General features: G+C 73.1%; 16 protein-coding genes and 1 pseudogene. 11 read left to right on the top strand and 6 right to left on the bottom strand.

All coding sequences use genetic code 11. From position 1 onward, the window contains the following. A pseudogene (locus PV721_RS31380) lies at positions 1-703 on the bottom strand (C4-dicarboxylate ABC transporter); the annotation flags it as partial. A gap of 70 nt (positions 704-773) precedes the next feature. Between PV721_RS31380 and PV721_RS31375 the strand changes: the two are divergent. Beyond that, positions 774-1697: a LysR family transcriptional regulator gene (locus PV721_RS31375; RefSeq protein ID WP_319730257.1), complete on the top strand. Its 924-nt coding sequence runs from the start codon at positions 774-776 to the stop codon at positions 1695-1697. A gap of 243 nt (positions 1698-1940) precedes the next feature. Here the strand turns inward: PV721_RS31375 and PV721_RS31370 are convergent, their stop codons facing one another. The 3 genes from PV721_RS31370 to PV721_RS31360 form a co-directional block, all read right to left on the bottom strand. Continuing rightward, entirely contained in the window at positions 1941-2663 is a 723-nt protein-coding gene (locus PV721_RS31370) for a gamma-glutamyl-gamma-aminobutyrate hydrolase family protein (RefSeq protein ID WP_319730255.1), read from the bottom strand. A gap of 36 nt (positions 2664-2699) precedes the next feature. Beyond that, on the bottom strand, positions 2700-4181 hold the full coding sequence (gene eat, locus PV721_RS31365; protein WP_319730253.1) for an ethanolamine permease: 1482 nt from the start codon (positions 4179-4181) through the stop codon (positions 2700-2702). A gap of 124 nt (positions 4182-4305) precedes the next feature. Then, positions 4306-5052, bottom strand: a complete 747-nt coding sequence (locus tag PV721_RS31360; RefSeq protein ID WP_319730251.1) for a FadR/GntR family transcriptional regulator — start codon at positions 5050-5052, stop codon at positions 4306-4308. Between the two features lie 77 nt (positions 5053-5129). On the opposite strand from PV721_RS31360, the gene PV721_RS31355 reads away from it, so the two are divergent. From PV721_RS31355 to PV721_RS31340, 4 genes are all read left to right on the top strand, one after another. Beyond that, positions 5130-6494, top strand: a complete 1365-nt coding sequence (locus PV721_RS31355; RefSeq protein WP_319730249.1) for a glutamine synthetase family protein — start codon at positions 5130-5132, stop codon at positions 6492-6494. A gap of 39 nt (positions 6495-6533) precedes the next feature. After that, entirely contained in the window at positions 6534-7913 is a 1380-nt protein-coding gene (locus PV721_RS31350; RefSeq protein ID WP_319730247.1) for an aldehyde dehydrogenase family protein, read from the top strand. A 5-nt stretch (positions 7914-7918) separates the two neighbouring features. Further along, positions 7919-8713, top strand: coding sequence for a 3-oxoacyl-ACP reductase (locus PV721_RS31345; protein WP_319730245.1), 795 nt, complete (start codon positions 7919-7921; stop codon positions 8711-8713). 85 nt (positions 8714-8798) lie between these two features. Then, complete coding sequence (locus tag PV721_RS31340) at positions 8799-10082, top strand: haloacid dehalogenase-like hydrolase (RefSeq protein ID WP_319730244.1); 1284 nt, start codon at positions 8799-8801, stop codon at positions 10080-10082. On the opposite strand, the gene PV721_RS31335 is transcribed toward PV721_RS31340, so the two are convergent. Further along, positions 10079-11281, bottom strand: a complete 1203-nt coding sequence (locus PV721_RS31335) for an amino acid deaminase/aldolase (protein ID WP_319730243.1) — start codon at positions 11279-11281, stop codon at positions 10079-10081. The genes PV721_RS31340 and PV721_RS31335 overlap by 4 nt on opposite strands. Positions 11282-11424: 143 nt before the next feature. On the opposite strand from PV721_RS31335, the gene PV721_RS31330 reads away from it, so the two are divergent. Genes PV721_RS31330 through PV721_RS31320 form a run of 3 tightly spaced genes read left to right on the top strand, consistent with a single transcriptional unit; the run spans position 11425 to position 14210 of the window. Beyond that, positions 11425-12228, top strand: coding sequence for a hypothetical protein (locus PV721_RS31330; RefSeq protein WP_319730241.1), 804 nt, complete (start codon positions 11425-11427; stop codon positions 12226-12228). Beyond that, positions 12225-13448: a type VII secretion-associated serine protease mycosin gene (gene mycP / locus PV721_RS31325; protein ID WP_319730239.1), complete on the top strand. Its 1224-nt coding sequence runs from the start codon at positions 12225-12227 to the stop codon at positions 13446-13448. Before PV721_RS31330 ends, mycP begins: the two co-directional genes overlap by 4 nt. Positions 13449-13469: 21 nt before the next feature. Further along, a complete protein-coding gene (locus tag PV721_RS31320; RefSeq protein WP_319730236.1) occupies positions 13470-14210 on the top strand; it encodes an SseB family protein in 741 nt (246 codons plus the stop codon). Between the two features lie 93 nt (positions 14211-14303). Here PV721_RS31320 and PV721_RS31315 read toward each other — a convergent pair whose 3' ends face one another. Further along, positions 14304-14681, bottom strand: coding sequence for a DUF1844 domain-containing protein (locus PV721_RS31315; protein ID WP_319730233.1), 378 nt, complete (start codon positions 14679-14681; stop codon positions 14304-14306). A gap of 325 nt (positions 14682-15006) precedes the next feature. Here PV721_RS31315 and infC point away from each other — a divergent pair, with 325 nt between their 5' ends. The 3 genes from infC (at position 15007) to rplT (ending at position 16514) form a co-directional block, all read left to right on the top strand. After that, entirely contained in the window at positions 15007-15726 is a 720-nt protein-coding gene (gene infC, locus PV721_RS31310; RefSeq protein WP_319730230.1) for a translation initiation factor IF-3, read from the top strand. A 104-nt stretch (positions 15727-15830) separates the two neighbouring features. Continuing rightward, positions 15831-16025 (top strand): 50S ribosomal protein L35, encoded by a 195-nt coding sequence (gene rpmI, locus PV721_RS31305; RefSeq protein ID WP_030012385.1) that lies wholly within the window; start codon positions 15831-15833, stop codon positions 16023-16025. A 102-nt stretch (positions 16026-16127) separates the two neighbouring features. Further along, the gene (gene rplT / locus PV721_RS31300) at positions 16128-16514 is read left to right on the top strand and encodes a 50S ribosomal protein L20 (protein ID WP_007263143.1); all 387 of its coding nucleotides are present in this window, start codon (positions 16128-16130) and stop codon (positions 16512-16514) included. The last annotated feature ends 185 nt before the right edge of the window (positions 16515-16699 follow it).

Raw genomic sequence — 16699 nt, 5'->3', positions numbered from 1 at the left:
GGGCCAGGGGCAGGGGCCCGCCGACGATCAGCCGGCCGAAGATCAGGGGGAGCATCAGCAGGGTGGCGAGCAGGCTGATGCCGAACATGGCGTAGCAGGCGAGCAGCAGGGCCTCGCGGGGCTGGCCGGCGGGCAGGTGGGGGACCAGCAGCGGGCCGAGGGCCGCGGAGACCATCGGGGCGACCAGGGGGAGCAGCCAGACGGGAGTGGCCTGGCGGGGTTCGACCTTGTGGCGCATCACCATCAGGTAGGGCACGGCCACCGCCATGACCAGGCCTGTCGCGGTGCCGGCGGTGAAGAGCACGGCGTCCACGGCGACGGCCGCGCCGGTCCCGATGAGGTCCTTGCCGACGATGAGGGTGCCGCCGCCGACGGCCAGCAGTGCCATCGAGAGACAGCCGTAGAAGGGGGCGACGGTGGGGTCGAGGAGGTGGACGCGGGCCTGGTCGCGGTGGTGGATCCAGTGGCCGGCGCGGGCGGTGAGCAGGACGGCGAGGACGGCGGCGGACAGCGCCCAGACGAGCTGGCAGGCCACGCGCTGCCCGGGCAGCTGGTACGGGAGGGTCGCGCCGGCGTTGGCGATGATCGCCGTGCCCATGACGGACGCGTACCAGTTGGGGCCGAGGTGCCGGAGCGCGGGAGCCTTGTGGGCGGCGGGCAGCCGGGAAATCGTGGTGCGGGGTCGCACGAGGGTGGTGGCCATGGATCCAGCCTCGCGCCGGGGCGGACGGGGCGGCAGAGGCCATGCCTCTATGAGGTCATAAACTGATGTTATGGGTAATGAGGAGTGGGTTCCGCTGGCGCACCGGGTGCCGGACCTGGGCGCGATGGAACTGCTGCTCGCGGTCGCGCGGGTCGGCAGCCTGAGCGGCGCGGCCCGGCGGCTGGGCATCACCCAGCCCGCGGCGAGCAGCCGGATCAGGGCGATGGAGACCCGGCTCGGCGTGGCCCTGGTGGACCGCTCGCCGCGCGGGTCGACGCTGACGGCCGAGGGCGCGCTGGTCACGGACTGGGCCCGGCGGGTGGTGGAGGCGGCGGAGGCCTTCGACGCGGGGGCGCAGGCCCTGCGGGGCCGACGCGACTCGCGGCTTCGGGTGGCGGCCAGCATGACGATCGCGGAGTACCTGCTGCCGGGGTGGCTGATCGCGCTGCGCGGGGAGCGCCCGGACACGGCGGTGTCGCTGCACGCCGGGAACTCGGCGGTGGTCGCCGAACGGGTCCTCACACACGAGGCCGACCTCGGCTTCGTGGAGGGGCTGACGGTGCCGGACGGGCTGGACTCGGCGGTGATCGCACAGGACCGGCTGGTGGTCGCGGTGGCGCCGGGGCACGCGTGGGCGCGGCGCACGCGGGGGGTCGGGGCGGCGGAACTGGCCGCGATGCCGCTGATCCTGCGGGAGCGGGGATCGGGCACGCGGCAGGTGCTGGACGCCGCGCTGGCCGGGTGCGGGGGGCTGGCGGCGCCGCTGCTGGAACTGGCCTCGACCACCGCGGTCAAGGCGGCGGCGCTGAGCGGTGCGGGGCCGTGCGTCCTGTCGGAGCTGGCGGTGGGGGACGAGCTGGCGTCGCGGCGGCTGGTGGAGGTGCCGGTGTCGGGTGCGGGGCTCGGCCGGGCCCTGCGGGCCGTCTGGCCGTCCGGCTCCCGCCCGGCCGGCCCGGCCCGCGACCTCCTGTCCCTGACCCGCCGCCTGCCCTAGCCGGGGGCCGGCCGGGGTGCGGCGCCGCGTGGCCGGGCTTGCCAGGCCCCCGCCTCAATCGCCGGCGGGGCTGCAGGGACCAGGGGCTGCGCCCCAGACCCTCGCCCCCGGACTCCGTCCGGGGTTCGGGCTGAGCCCCGATCTTTTGAGCCCAGCCGGCGATTGAGGTGCGGGGGTTCGGGGGCGGAGCCCCAGTTCCCTGCAGCCTCGCCGCCGTTGCGCGGGACGGGCTCCGCGCAGCGGTTACGCGACCGGGACCGCCGCGCGGGCGTGGGCGGCGGAGACCAGCGACTCCATCACCCGGGTGTCCTTGTCCCGTTCCGGGTGCCACTGGACGCCCAGGATCCACCGCTCCGGGTCGGGGACCTCGATCGCCTCCACCGTGCCGTCCAATGCGTGGGCCGAGACGACCAGCCCGCGGCCCAGGCGGTCGACGGCCTGGTGGTGGTAGGTCGGGACCTGAGCTTCCTCCGGGACCAGCTCCGCGTACCGGGTGCCCGGCACCGGGCGGACCGGGTGCCAGGAGGTGCCGCCCGGTGCGTCGACGTGGCCGTCGATGTGCTGGATCAGGGTGCCGCCCAGGGCCACGTTCAGCGCCTGCATGCCCCGGCAGATGCCGAGTACGGGGATGTCGGACTCGAGCGCGGCGGCGATCAGGGCCAGTTCCCAGTGGTCGCGGACCGTCGCGGGGGCACCCGTACGGGGGTCGCGCGCGGCGCCGTAGTGGACCGGGTCCACGTCCGGGCCGCCCGCGACGACCAGGCCGTCCACCCGGCTCAGCACCTCCGCCGCCGACCCGGGTTCGTCCGGCGGGAGCAGCACGGCCGCGCCGCCCGCCGCCTGGACGAGTTCGTAGTACCCGGTCGGTACGAGGGACGTCGGGAGGTCCCACACGCCGTAGCGGGTGGACTCCTCGACGTAGGTGGTGATGCCGATGAGCGGCCTGGGCACGTTCTCTACCTCCATCAAGGGCAGGACAAGGGCAGGTGCAGCAACAGGGTGTCAGTCGCGGGTCAGTTCCGCCTCGGCTTCCGCCAGCGCCGCGAACTCCTCCTCGGGGGCCGAGGCCACGAGGTGGTGCCGACTGTAGAAGGCGAAGTAGGCGAGGGCGACGGCGTACACGGCCAGGGCGATGAATGCCGCGTCCTTGTCGACCAGGAAGGTGGCGACCAGGGCCGACAGGGCGAGTACGAAGGCGACCGAGGAGGTCAGGATCCCGCCGGGGGTCCGGTACGGGCGCTCCAGATCGGGCTCCCGGCGGCGCAGCACGATGTGCGACAGGGCCATCAGGGCGTAGGAGATGGTCGCGCCGAACACCGCGATGTTCAGCATCCGCGCGCCGTTCCCGGTGGCGGCGGCCAGTGCGAAGCCGATCGCGCCGGGGATGACGAGACCCAGGTACGGGGCCTTGCGCTTGGAGGTGAGCGAGAGGAAGCGGGGCAGGTAGCCGGCCCGTGAGAGGGCGAAGAGCTGGCGCGAGCCGGCGTAGATGAGGGAGAAGAAGGAGGCCACGAGCCCGGCGAGGCCCGCGTAGTTCACGAAGCGGCTGAGCGCGGTCGGGCCGCCGTCCCCCTCCAGGGCGACGACCAGTGGGTTGCCGGCCGCCTTGACGGCGTCGGCGCCCTGGGCGCCGGTGGCGGCGAAGAAGGTGATGAGCGCCAGCAGGGCGAGGATGCCCATGGAGATGGCCAGGGCCTTCGGCATGGAGCGGACCGGGTCCTTCGCCTCCTCGGCCGCCAGCGGTACGCCCTCCACGCCGAGGAAGAACCACATGCCGAACGGGAACGCGGCCCAGATGCCGAGGACGCCCAGCGGCAGCCAGGAGTTCGAGCCGAAGGCGCTCGCGTCCACCGGGATGTCGTTGAGGCCGTCGGCGCTGAACTCGGTGAAGGCGCCCACGGCGAAGACGAGCAGCGCGGCGACGGCGATCGCGGTCACGACGAGGCTGAAGCGGAGGGCTTCGCCCACGCCCCAGAGGTGGACGCCGATGAAGACGACGAAGCAGCCGAGGTAGACCGGCCAGCTGGAGGTCAGGCCGAAGAGCCCGAGGGATTCGACGTAGTCGCCGATGAAGATGACGATCGCGGCCGGGGCCAGGATGTACTCGATGAGGATCGCGGTACCGGTGAGGAAGCCGCCCCAGGGGCCCAGCGCGCGGCGGGCGAAACCGTAGCCGCCGCCCGCCGTCGGCAGGATGGTCGACAGTTCCGCGAGGGAGAAGACCAGGCAGGCGTACATCGCGCCCATGAGGACGGTGGCGATGGCGAGGCCGCCGAAGCCGCCCTTGTCGAGGCCGACGTTCCAGCCGGAGAAGTCGCCGGAGACGACATAGGCGACGCCGAGACCGGTCAGGAGCAGCCAGCCGGCGCTGCCCCGGCGCAGTGTGCGGCGCTCCAGGTAGTCGTCCGTGCCTGCGTCGCCGCCCTCGGGGGACTTGGTGGGTGCGGGTACGGCTGTCAGCCGTGCCTCGATGTCGTCGGCCATCGTGCGCTCCTGCCTCAGGGCAATGGTTGTGGGGCGTACCTTTGCTCTAGTGGAGTGGGGAGCGCAAGACCTCTGCGTTAAACAGAAGTTACGAAAACCTCCCGGGCCCCCGTTCCGGCTGCACTCAGGCCAGGAAGCCCCGCAGCAGCGCGGCCGTGCCGCAGCAGTGCTCGCGCATGGTCTCGCGCGCCCCGGGCGCGTCCCGTGCCAGCACCGACTCCACCAGCGCGGTGTGCTGCTGCTGCGAGTGCTCCAGGTTGCGCACGAGCAGCGGGATGCAGTCCAGCAGGTCGTTGACGGTGGCGCGGACGGCCGCGTACTGGGCCGTGAGGGTGGCGGATCCGGCGAGCTCGCACAGGGTCAGGTGGAAGAGCGTGTCCTGGCGCCGGTAGTCGGCGAGCGGGGCGTCGTGCGTGGCCCCCAGGGCGGCGAGCAGGCGTTCGGCGCCCTCCTCGGTCAGCCCCTGGGAGGCGCACAGCCCGGCCGCCCCCACCTCCAGCACCTCGCGGAAGCGCAGCGCGTCCTCGATGTCCACCCCCGCGACGCGCCGGCGCAGCTCTTCCTCGGCGCCGCCCGCCGGGGTGTCGGGGCGGGGCAGCACGAAGGTTCCGCCGTACCGCCCGCGCCGGGCCTCCACCAGGCCCTGGTCCTGCAGGACCTTCAGCACCTCGCGCAGGGTGACCCGGCTGATCCCCATCCGTTCGGCCAGCTCGCGCTCGGGCGGCAGCCGCTCGCCGCCCGGCACCAGACCCAGCCGGACCACCTGGAGGATCTGCTCCAGTGCCTCCTCGAAGCCGTTGCCCGCCCGCACCTGTCGCAGTACGGGATTCAGCCGCGCGATCGCGTCGCCTTCACTCGCCGTATCGGTCATCTCGGCTCCTCCCCTTCCCAAGCAATGGTTCTATTCAATACCTTAGGCGCACTCGGCTCACCGAAGGAGAGATTCCAGTGGTAGACCGCACGCCGCCGCTCGCGCCCGAGGAGCTCCGCTCCCTCGTCGCCAGCGGCGAGATCGACACAGTGGTCCTGGCCTTCCCCGACATGCAGGGGCGGCTCCAGGGCAAGCGGTTCGCCGCACAGTTCTTCCTCGACGAGGTCCTCGAGCACGGCACCGAGGGCTGCAACTACCTCCTCGCCGTCGACACCGACATGAACACCGTCGACGGGTACGAGATGTCCTCCTGGGACCGGGGCTACGGCGACTTCGCCATGCACCCCGATCTCGCCACCCTGCGCCGCATCCCCTGGAACCCCGGCAGCGCCTTCCTCCTCGCCGACCTCGCCTGGAACGACGGCTCGCCCGTCGTCGCCGCGCCCCGGCAGATCCTGCGCCGCCAGCTGGAGCGCCTCGCCGAGCACGGGTACACCGCGATGGTCGGCACCGAGCTGGAGTTCATGGTCTTCCAGGACACCTACGAGCAGGCCTGGAACACCAACTACCGCGGACTGACCCCGGCCAACCAGTACAACATCGACTACTCCGTCCTCGGGACCGGCCGCATCGAACCCCTGCTGCGCCGCATCCGCAACGAGATGCAGGCCGCGGGCCTGATCGTCGAGTCGGCCAAGGGGGAGTGCAACCTCGGCCAGCACGAGATCGCCTTCCGTTACGACGAGGCGCTGACCACCTGCGACCAGCACTCCGTCTACAAGACCGGGGCGAAGGAGATCGCGGCCCAGGAAGGCGTCTCGCTCACCTTCATGGCGAAGTTCGACGAGCGCGAGGGCAACTCCTGTCACATCCACCTCTCGCTCGCTGACGCCGACGGACGGAACGCGATGGCCGGGGACGGACCAGGCGGAATGTCACCGGTGATGCGGCACTTCCTGGCCGGCCAGCTGGCCGCGCTGCGCGACTTCTCCCTTCTCTACGCCCCCAACATCAATTCGTACAAGCGTTTCCGGCCGGGATCCTTCGCGCCGACCGCCGTCGCCTGGGGCGTGGACAACCGGACCTGCGCGCTCCGAGTCGTCGGCCACGGCCGCTCCATGCGCTTCGAGAACCGCCTCCCCGGCGGCGACGTCAACCCCTACCTCGCCGTCTCCGGCCTGGTCGCGGCCGGGCTCTACGGCATCGAGAACCGGCTGGAGCTCCCCGAGGCGTGCGGCGGCAACGCCTACACGGCCGACTACGCACACGTGCCCGCCACCCTGCGCGAGGCCGCGGAGCTCTGGGAGAACAGCGAGATCGCCAAGGCGGCCTTCGGCCCCGAAGTGGTCGCCCACTACCGGAACATGGCCCGCGTGGAACTCGACGCGTACGACTCCGCGGTGACCGACTGGGAGCTGCGCCGCTCCTTCGAACGCCTGTAACCCGCCCCGCCGAACCACCGAAAGTCTGTGAGGCACCACGTGTCCGATGAGCTGGCCCCACTCAACCTGCGAGTGCTGAATCCGGCCACCGAGGAGACCGTCGCCATCGTCCCGGCCGCCACACGGGACGATGTCGACGCCGCCGTCGCCCGGGCCGCCGCGGCCCAGCGCGCCTGGGCGGCAGCCGCCCCCGCCGACCGGGCCCGGCTGCTGCGCCGCTTCGCCGCGGTCGTCGACGGCCACATCGAGGAACTCGCCCGGCTGGAGGTCCGCGAAGCCGGCCACACCATCGGCAACGCCCGCTGGGAAGCCGGCAACGTACGCGACCTCCTCGACTTCGCCGCCGGGGGAGTGGAACGGCTCTCCGGCCGCCAGATCCCCGTCGCCGGCGGCATCGACGTCACCTTCCTCGAACCCCTCGGCGTCATCGGCGTGATCGCCCCCTGGAACTTCCCCATGCCGATCGCCGCCTGGGGCCTGGCCCCGGCCCTCGCCGCCGGCAACGCCGTCATCCTCAAGCCCGCCGAGACCACCCCGCTGACCGCGCTGCGCCTGGCCGAACTCGCCCTCGAAGCCGGGATCCCCGAGCACCTCTTCCAGGTGCTCCCCGGCCACGGGGCGGTCGCGGGCGACGCGCTCGTCGAACACCCCGGCGTCGCCAAGATCGTCTTCACCGGATCCACCCGCGTCGGCAAGCAGATCATGGCCAAGTGCGCCGACCGGGTGAAGCGCGTCACCCTCGAACTCGGCGGCAAGAGCCCCAACATCGTCTTCGCCGACGCGGACCTGGAGGCCGCCGCGGCCGCCGCGCCGATGTCCTTCCTCGACAACACCGGCCAGGACTGCTGCGCCCGCACCCGGCTCCTCGTACAGCGCTCCGTCTACGACCGCTTCCTGGAGCTCGTCGCCCCCGGCATCGCCGCGGTGGCCGTCGGCGACCCCCTCGACGAGAAGACGCAGATGGGCCCGCTGATCTCGCGGACCCAGCTGGACCGCGTACGGTCCTTCGTCACCGCCGACCTCACCGCGATCCGCGGCACCGCGCCCGAGGGCCCCGGCTTCTGGTACCCGCCGACCCTCGTCACGGACGTCGCCCCCACCGCGCCCGTGGCCGCCGAGGAGGTCTTCGGCCCGGTCGCCGTCGTCCTGCCCTTCGAGGACGAGGAGGACGCCGTACGCCTGGCCAACGCGACCGAGTACGGGCTCTCCGGCTCCCTCTGGACCCGCGACATCGGCCGTGCCCTGCGCGTCTCGCGCGCCGTCGCCGCGGGGAACCTGTCCGTCAACTCCCACAGCAGCGTCCGCTACTGGACCCCCTTCGGCGGCTACAAGCAGTCCGGCCTCGGCCGCGAGCTCGGACCCGACGCCCTCACCGCTTTCACCGAGACCAAGAACGTCTTCATCAGCACGGAGGCCTGAAGAACATGACCAGCCAGACCCCTGAAGAGATCGTCTGCCGCCGCCTGGTCGGCCGTACCGCCGTCATCACCGGAGCCGGCAGCGGCATCGGCCTCGCCACCGCCCGGCGCCTCGCGTCCGAGGGCGCCGACATCGTCTGCGGCGACATCGACGAGACGGCCGGCAAGGCCGCCGCCGAGGAGGTCGGCGGGACCTACGTGAAGGTCGACGTCACCGACAAGGAGCAGGTCGACGCCCTGTTCAAGACGGCCTTCGACACCTACGGCTCCGTCGACATCGCCTTCAACAACGCGGGCATCTCGCCGCCGGACGACGACTCCATCCTCACCACCGAGCTCGACGCCTGGCGGCGCGTCCAGGACGTCAACCTCACCTCCGTCTACCTGTGCTGCAAGGCCGCCCTGCCCTACATGCAGCGCCAGGGCCGCGGCTCCATCATCAACACCGCCTCCTTCGTGGCCGTCATGGGCGCCGCGACCTCCCAGATCTCCTACACCGCCTCCAAGGGCGGCGTCCTGGCCATGTCCCGCGAGCTCGGCGTGCAGTTCGCCCGCGAGGGCATCCGCGTCAACGCCCTGTGCCCGGGGCCGGTCAACACCCCGCTGCTCCAGGAACTGTTCGCGAAGGACCCCGAGCGCGCCGCCCGCCGCCTCGTGCACATCCCGCTGGGCCGCTTCGCCGAGCCCACCGAGATCGCCGCCGCCGTCGCCTTCCTCGCCAGCGACGACTCCTCCTTCATCAACGCCACCGACTTCCTCGTCGACGGCGGCATCTCCGGCGCGTACGTCACCCCGCTGTAGACCACCCCGCCACAGCCCCCCGTTCCGAGCCGGCCGGGCGCCGCGAGGCGCCCGGCCGTTCCGCGCCCGAACCCCGAGGAGCAGCATGCGCAGAAACAGAACCGCCGCCCTCGCCCTCGTGGCGGCCGCCGGCTCCGGACTCCTGCTGGCCCCGCCCGCCGAGGCGGACCAGAGCCACTGCCGCCGGGTGACGGTCGGCTCCGGCTGGTACGGGGACAACCAGGCCCGCCTCCAGCAGCTCATCGACCGGTACGGCAGCTGCAACCCGCACCGGCCCGCCCGCGCCAGGCCCGTCGCCGTCTTCGACTGGGACAACACCGTCGTCAAGAACGACGTCGGCGACGCCACCATGTTCTGGCTGCTGCGCAACGGAAAGATCCGCCGCCCCGCCGACTGGGCCGCCACCAGCCGCCACCTGACCCCCGCCGGGGCCGAGGCACTCGCCGACGCCTGCGACGCACTCGCCCGCCCCGGCGCCCCGCTGCCCACCGGGACCCCCGCGGGAGCCGGCTGCGCGGACGAGATCAACGCCGTCTACGGGACCGCCGCCACCCGCACCGGCGCCGCCGCCTTCGCCGGCTGGGACCGCCGCACCACCGAACCCTCGTACGCCTGGCTGCCCCAGCTGATGCAGGGCTGGACCGCCCGCGAGATCCGCGGCTTCGCCGCCGCCGCCCGGGCCGAGAACCTCGCCGCGCCCGTCGGAGCCGCGCAGCAGGTCGGCAGCGGCACCGCCACCGGCTGGGTGCGCTACTACGACCAGCAGAAGGACTTGATCGGCGCGCTGCAGAAGTCCGGCTTCGACGTCTGGATCAGCTCGGCCTCGCCCCAGCCGGTCGTCGAGGTGTGGGCCGAGGGCGTCGGCATCGACGCGGACCGCGTGATCGGCATCCGCAACACCACCACCCACGGCGGGAAGTTCACCTCCCACCTGCAGGGCTGCGGATCCGTCCGGGACGGCGCCGACACGATGATCACCTACATCGACGGCAAGCGCTGCTGGATCAACAAGGAGATCTTCGGCGTGCGCGGCGCGGCCGCCGAGAAGGTCCGGCCCGCCGCCCGCCGCCAGGTGTTCGCCGCCGGCGACTCCGACACCGACGTCTCCTTCCTGCGCGACGCCACCGCCCTGCGGCTCGTCGTGAACCGCAACAAGAACGAGCTGATGTGCCGGGCGTACGACAACAGCGACGGCCGCTGGATCGTCAACCCCATGTTCATCGAGCCCAAGCCGCGGAAGACCGCCCCCTATCCGTGCGCGACGACGGGGTACGTCGACCACGACGGCACCCCGGGACCGGTCCTGCGCGGCGACACCAGCGTCGTCCCGGACCAGACGGACTCCGTCTTCCAGGGCCCGGCCCTCTAGAGGAAGGTGCGGCCCTCGCCCCGGTAGGTCGGGGCGGCGGCCGTCACCCGGTCGCCCTCCACCAGGTGCAGCGTGTCGAAGCGCTCGCACAGCTCGCCCGCCTTCGCGTGCCGGAACCAGACCCGGTCGCCGATCAGCAGATCGTCGGCCGGGGCGCCCAGCAGCGGGGTCTGCACCTCCCCGGCCCCCTCCTGGGGGTCGTAGCGCAGCCCCTGCGGCAGGTACGGAACCGGCAGCCGGTCCGCGCCGGGCGCCCCCGAGGCCGGGTAGCCGCCCCCGAGCACCGTCACCACGCCCACACCGGGCCTGCGCACCACCGGCTGGGCGAACAGCGCCGCCGGACGCCCGCTGAAGGAGGTGTAGTTGTCGAAGAGCCGCGGCAGGTACAGCCCCGACCCGGCTGCCACCTCCGTCACCGCGTCCTCGGCGGCGGTCTGCTGCACGCTGCCGGTCCCGCCGCCGTTCACGAATTCCAGGTCCGGTACGACGGCCCGCACGGCCCGCACCACCTCGGCCCGCCGCGCCGCGAGCTCCCTGCGGGCCGCGCCCTGCATGAGCCGGATGGCGCGGGAGCGCAGCGGGCGGCCGGCCAGCGCGTCCCCGACCCCGGCGACGTGGCCCTCGTACGCCATCAGGCCCACCACCCGGAACCCCGGCCGGGCGGTGACCGTACGGGCCAGCGCGGCCAGCTCCGCCGGCTCGCGCAGCGGGGACCGGCGGGCCCCGACCCGTACCCGGCCGCCGAACAGCTGCAGGGCGGTGTCCAGTTCCAGACAGACGCGGATCTCCTCGGCGCCCCCGTCGCGGGCCCCGTCGATCAGCTCCAGCTGCGCGGGATCGTCCACCATCACCGTGACGGCGCCGGCCAGCTTTGCGTCGTTCGCCAGCTCGCCGAAGCCGGCCCGGTCGGCGGAGGGGTACGCGAGGAGCACGTCCTCGAACCCGGACCGGGCCAGCCACAACGACTCGGCCAGGGTGTACGACATGATCCCGGCGAACCCCGGGCGAGCCAGCACGCGTTCGAGCAGCGCGCGGCAGCGGACCGACTTGCTGGCGACCCGGACCGCCTTCCCGCCGGCCCGGCGCACGAGGTCGTCGGCATTGGCGTCGAAGGCGTCGAGATCCACGAGGGCCAGCGGCGCGTCCAGGTGCGCGGTCGCCCGGTCGTACCGGGCGCGGTCGGCGGCGGGGGAGTTCATGGGCGGCAGCTTGCCAGAGGTCTCTACCGGTGGGTAGGGGCCGGCGGCGGCCGGAGGCGGGGGCACCGGCCCCGCGGAGCCCCGCCGGGGACCCCGTAGAGTACGGGCAGGCAGCCGTACGGAACGGGGGGCGGAGCCGCCGGATGACCACGACGACACCGCGGACCACGCTCCCGGGCGAGCCCGACCCCTGGTCCCAGCCGCCCCGGCCCGCGCACACCCCGCCGCGCCGCCACCCCGGACGCGTCCTCGCCACCGCGCTCTGCCTCCTCCTCGGGGGCGGCCTCGTGGGCGGAGCCGCCGTCACCACCTGGGCCGAACACCGCGCCGCGAACCGCCCGTTGCCCGCCGACGCCGCCTACCGCAAGGCCGAGTCGCTGTGGCGGTCCGCGCCCGTGGACCACCTCCTGCCGCCCGTCGTCACCGGCCCCGCAGCCGGCCCCGGCGGCTCCGACCGGACCTGGACCCGCATCGCGCTCGCCCCCGACGCCGACTGCGCGTCCGGCCTCGCCGCCGACTGGCAGGGCCTGCTGGCCGCCACCGGGTGCACCCGCTTGCTCCGCGCCACCTACACCGACGCCACCCGCAGCTCCCTGATCACCGTCGGCCTGGTCTTCACGCCCGCCGACTCCCCCGCGATGACCGCCCTCACCGGGCGGATCACCGCCCCGTCCGCGTACGGATTCACCGACGCCCAGCGCGCCGCATGGGCCGCGTCCGTACTCGACGAGGCCCCCGTCGTCGTCTACGCCGTCTCCGCCTTCGCCGACGGCCGCCCCCTGGACGCGCCCCGCCCCGCCGAGGACCTGATGAAGAAGGACGCCACCGGAGCCGCCGCCCAGGCCGGACTCGGCCACGAGGCCAAGGCGGTCGCCGACCGCATCGGGCACACGGTGGCACTCCTCGCCGCACCGCCCGTCACACCCGCCCCGAAGGCCCGCCGATGATCCCGTACCGGGCGCTCGGGCAGGCCGCCGCCGCCCTGACCGCCGCCGCCCTCCTCACGGCCGCCACCGCGTTCCCGGCCGCCGCCGACACCATCCGGGACCGGCAGTGGGGCCTGCTCGCGCTGCGCGCCGAGGAGGCCTGGGGCACCACCCGCGGCGACGGGGTGACCGTCGCCGTCCTTGACACCGGGGTCGACGACTCCCACCCCGACCTCGCGGGACAGGTCCTCGAGGGCACCGACCTCATCGGCATGGGCGCCGGGCGCGGCGACCGCCCGTGGGCCCGTCACGGCACCGCCATGGCGAGCATCATCGCCGGGCACGGCCACGGCCCCAGCCGCAGTCAGGGCGTCCTCGGGATCGCCCCGCAGGCGCGGATCCTGCCGGTCCGGGTGATCCTCGAAGAGGGCGACCCGGGCCGCGGCAAGGCCCGCGACAGCAAGGGCGGCGCCCTCGCCGAGGGCATCCGCTGGGCCGCCGACCACGGCGCCGACGTGATCAACCTGTCCCTCGGCGACGACAGCGACTCCGCCCACCACGAGGCGGGCGAGGACGAGGCCGTCCAGTACGCGCTCGCCAAGGGCGTGGTCGTCGTCGCCTCCGCAGGCAACGGCGGCGAAACGGGCGACCGCGTGTCCTACCCGGCCGCCTACCCGGGGGTGATCGCCGTCACCGCCGTCGACCGCCGCGGCAAGAAGGCCAAGTTCTCCACCCGCAACTGGTACGCCACCGTCAGCGCCCCCGGCGTCGACGTGGTGATCGCCGATCCCGACCGCTCGTACTACGAGGGCTGGGGCACCAGCGCCGCCGCGGCCTTCGTCTCCGGCGCCGCGGCCCTCGTCAAGGCCGCCCACCCGGACCTGTCCCCGGCCCAGATCAAGAAGCTGCTGGAGGACACCGCCGCCGACTCCCCGCCCGGCGGCCGCGACGACGCCCGCGGCCACGGGACCGTGGACCCCGCCGCCGCCCTCCAGGTCGCGGAGGCGATGCAGCCCGAAGCCGCGGTGCCCGCGCCCGCCGCGGCCGAGCGCCCGTACTTCGGCCCCGGCCCCGAGCCGGTCCGCCCGCCCGAGCGGAGCGCCCGGCTCGGTGCCCCGGCGGCCGCGGTCGCGGGGGCGGTGCTGCTCGTGCTGGCCGCCGTACTGGGCCGGCGCCCGCGGCGGGGCACCCGGGGCCGGGACCGCCAACCCCTCACGGCGCCGTCGCACCCGGCACAGTAGGGTCGGGTAACTGTGGCGAACATGGCGAACAAGAACATTCCCGACCCGGGCTTCTCCGACGACGACGGCTCGGCCGATCCCCGGCTGGCAGCGGCCCTGGCCGCCTGGTCCGAGGACCGGGCCAAGGAGCCCGAGGTGCTGGCCGCCCTCAAGGGCGCACGGCTGCTGGTCCCCGTGGTCGCCGTCCTCGGCGAGGTGGAGACCGACCCGGAGACGGGCCTGAAGCGCGAGAAGACCAGCGACATGGCCGTCCCGACCCTGCGGGCGGGCGACCGGCGGGCCCTGCCGGCCTTCACCTCGACCGCCTCGCTCGCGCTCTGGGACCCGGCCGCGCGCCCGGTGGCGGTCCCGCTGCACCAGGCACTGGCCGCCGCCGCCCACGAGAAGGCCGACACCGTGGTCCTGGACCTGGCCGGCCCCGTCACCTACCAGCTGACCGGGCCCGCGCTGCTCGCCCTCGCCGAAGGCCGTACGGACGCGGGCCCGCTGGCCGACCCCGCCGTACGCGAGGCCGTACGGGCCGCCGTGTCCGCGGAGCCGGCCGTGCTCCGCGCCCACCTCGGCCCGGGCGGCGCGGACGCCGACGGCACCCTCGCGATCGTGCTGGCCGGCGGGGCGCAGGCGCCCGCGGCGGCCCGCCGCGTCGCCGAGGCCCTGGCGGCGGACACCACCCTGCGGGCCCGGCTGGTGCGCGGGCTGGACCTGGCGCTGCTGCCGCCGGACGCGCCGGCTCCGCCCGGCGAACCGCTCTTCACCCGCTGACCGCAAGAGCCGTGAAGAAGGAGAGGCGGGTCACACGGGAACCTCCCGTGTGACCCGCCTCTCCTCTTCGTACGTGCGTCGTGCTGCGCGCGATCAGGCGAAGACGGGACCCGTGAACTTCTCGCCCGGACCCTGGCCCGGCTCGTCCGGCACGATCGACGCCTCGCGGAAGGCCAGCTGGAGCGACTTCAGGCCGTCGCGCAGCGGGGCGGCGTGGAAGGAGCTGATCTCGGTGGCGCTCGCGGTGACCAGGCCGGCGAGGGCCGTGATCAGCTTGCGGGCCTCGTCGAGGTCCTTGTGCTCGGAGTCCGGCTTGTCCAGGCCCAGGTTGACCGCCGCGGCGCTCAGCAGGTGCACGGCCACCGTGGTGATCACCTCGACGGCGGGCACGTCCGCGATGTCGCGGGTCATGGCGTCGTAGTCGGGGGCGCCGTCGGCAGCGGGTTCGGTGGAGGGTGTCGCGTCAGTCATGAACCCCACGATATGCCGTGCGGCGGGCTTGCAACGCGGGTGCTAGTATGTACTTCGACCGGCCGGACACTTCTGTGCCCGGCCCACAAGTGGAGGCTCCGTTTCTCCCACCTGACCGTCCTCCGGGACGGCGGGTCACCGGTCAGGCGGCATCCATCGTTCCGTACGGACGATGGAAAGCTGCCCGAGTCTACGCCCCGCGGTTCGCACGCGACGGTGTTCCGGTTGTATTGGAGCCCCTGCCTGTGCCCGGCGGGGCTTTTTTGATTTCCCGCTGTGGTCGGTCTGACGGAAATACACGTCAGCGGCTGTCTGCCAGGCAGTCGTGTGGTGCTACCGAGGAGGATCCATCAGCACCGAGCCCCGCATCAACGACCGGATTCGCGTTCCCGAGGTACGGCTTGTCGGTCCCAGCGGCGAGCAGGTCGGCATCGTGCCGCTTGCCAAGGCGCTCGAGCTCGCGCAGGAGTACGACCTCGACCTGGTCGAGGTCGCGGCGTCCGCACGCCCGCCGGTCTGCAAGCTCATGGACTACGGCAAGTTCAAGTACGAGTCGGCCATGAAGGCCCGTGAGGCGCGCAAGAACCAGGCGCACACGGTCATCAAGGAAATGAAGCTCCGGCCGAAGATCGACCCGCACGACTATGACACCAAGAAGGGTCACGTCGTTCGGTTCCTCAAGCAGGGCGACAAGGTCAAGATCACGATCATGTTCCGTGGTCGCGAGCAGTCCCGGCCGGAACTCGGCTACCGACTGCTGCAGCGTCTCGCTTCGGACGTCGAGGACCTCGGGTTCATCGAGTCGAACCCGAAGCAGGACGGCCGAAACATGATCATGGTCCTCGGTCCGCACAAGAAGAAGACCGAGGCGATGGCCGAAGCCCGCGAGGCGCAGGCCGCCCGCAAGGCCGAGCGCCAGGGTGTCGCCCCCGCCGACGACGAGGCTCCTTCCGAGGAAGCCGCCGTCGAGGTCGAGGACACCACCGAGGTCGCCTCCGCCGACGTCACCGAGGCCCCCGCCGACGGGACGAACGCCGAGGCCTGATCCCGAGACAGCCCGTCTCGGATCACCGACACAACATGACGCTCCCGTGAGCCGGTCCCGCAACGGACCGGCGGGAGCGCCACCGACGAGGAGATAACGGCGCCATGCCGAAGAACAAGACGCACAGCGGTACCAAGAAGCGCTTCAAGGTCACCGGCTCCGGCAAGGTGCTCCGCGAGCGCGCCGGCAAGCGCCACCTGCTCGAGCACAAGTCGTCTCGTGTCACCCGCCGCCTCACCGGCAACGCGGAGATGGCCCCCGGCGACGCCGCGAAGATCAAGAAGCTTCTCGGCATCTGATGTCGTCCGCTCCCCTTGCGGGAGCGGTGACGTCAAGACCGGGACCCCATCGAATTCGGGCCGTGTGAAGACACCCACGGCCCCGCTACAAGGAGTTAAAAAGTGGCACGCGTCAAGCGGGCAGTAAACGCCCACAAGAAGCGCCGGGCAATCCTCGAGGCGGCCTCCGGCTACCGCGGTCAGCGTTCGCGCCTGTACCGCAAGGCCAAGGAGCAGGTCACCCACTCGCTGGTCTACAACTTCAACGACCGCAAGAAGCGCAAGGGCGACTTCCGTCAGCTGTGGATCCAGCGCATCAACGCTGCTGCCCGCCAGAACGGCATGACGTACAACCGCCTCATCCAGGGTCTGAAGGCCGCCAACATCGAGGTGGACCGCAAGATCCTCGCCGAGCTGGCCGTCAACGACGCCAACGCGTTCGCCGCGCTGGTCGAGGTCGCGCAGAAGGCGCTTCCGGCCGACGTCAACGCCCCCAAGGCCGCTGCCTAAGGGCTAGCCGGCCTGCTTCACGCGGCCGGCCCCCACGGACCCGCAGGCATTCGCCTGCGGGTCCGTGTGCTTTCGCCCCCGCGGGCCCGGGAGCCCTGCGAGCACCGCGTGCCGCGCACGTTCCGCGCGCCGCCGCGCCCGCCTCCCTCCTGCCCGCGGCGCCCCCGCAGCCGCGGTCCCTGCCC

It is taken from the genome of Streptomyces sp. MB09-01 (assembly GCF_033794505.1).
Lineage (GTDB): Bacteria > Actinomycetota > Actinomycetes > Streptomycetales > Streptomycetaceae > Streptomyces.
The sequence above is the reverse complement of the archived record's forward strand: the minus strand, read 5'-3'. Positions and strand labels throughout refer to the sequence as shown.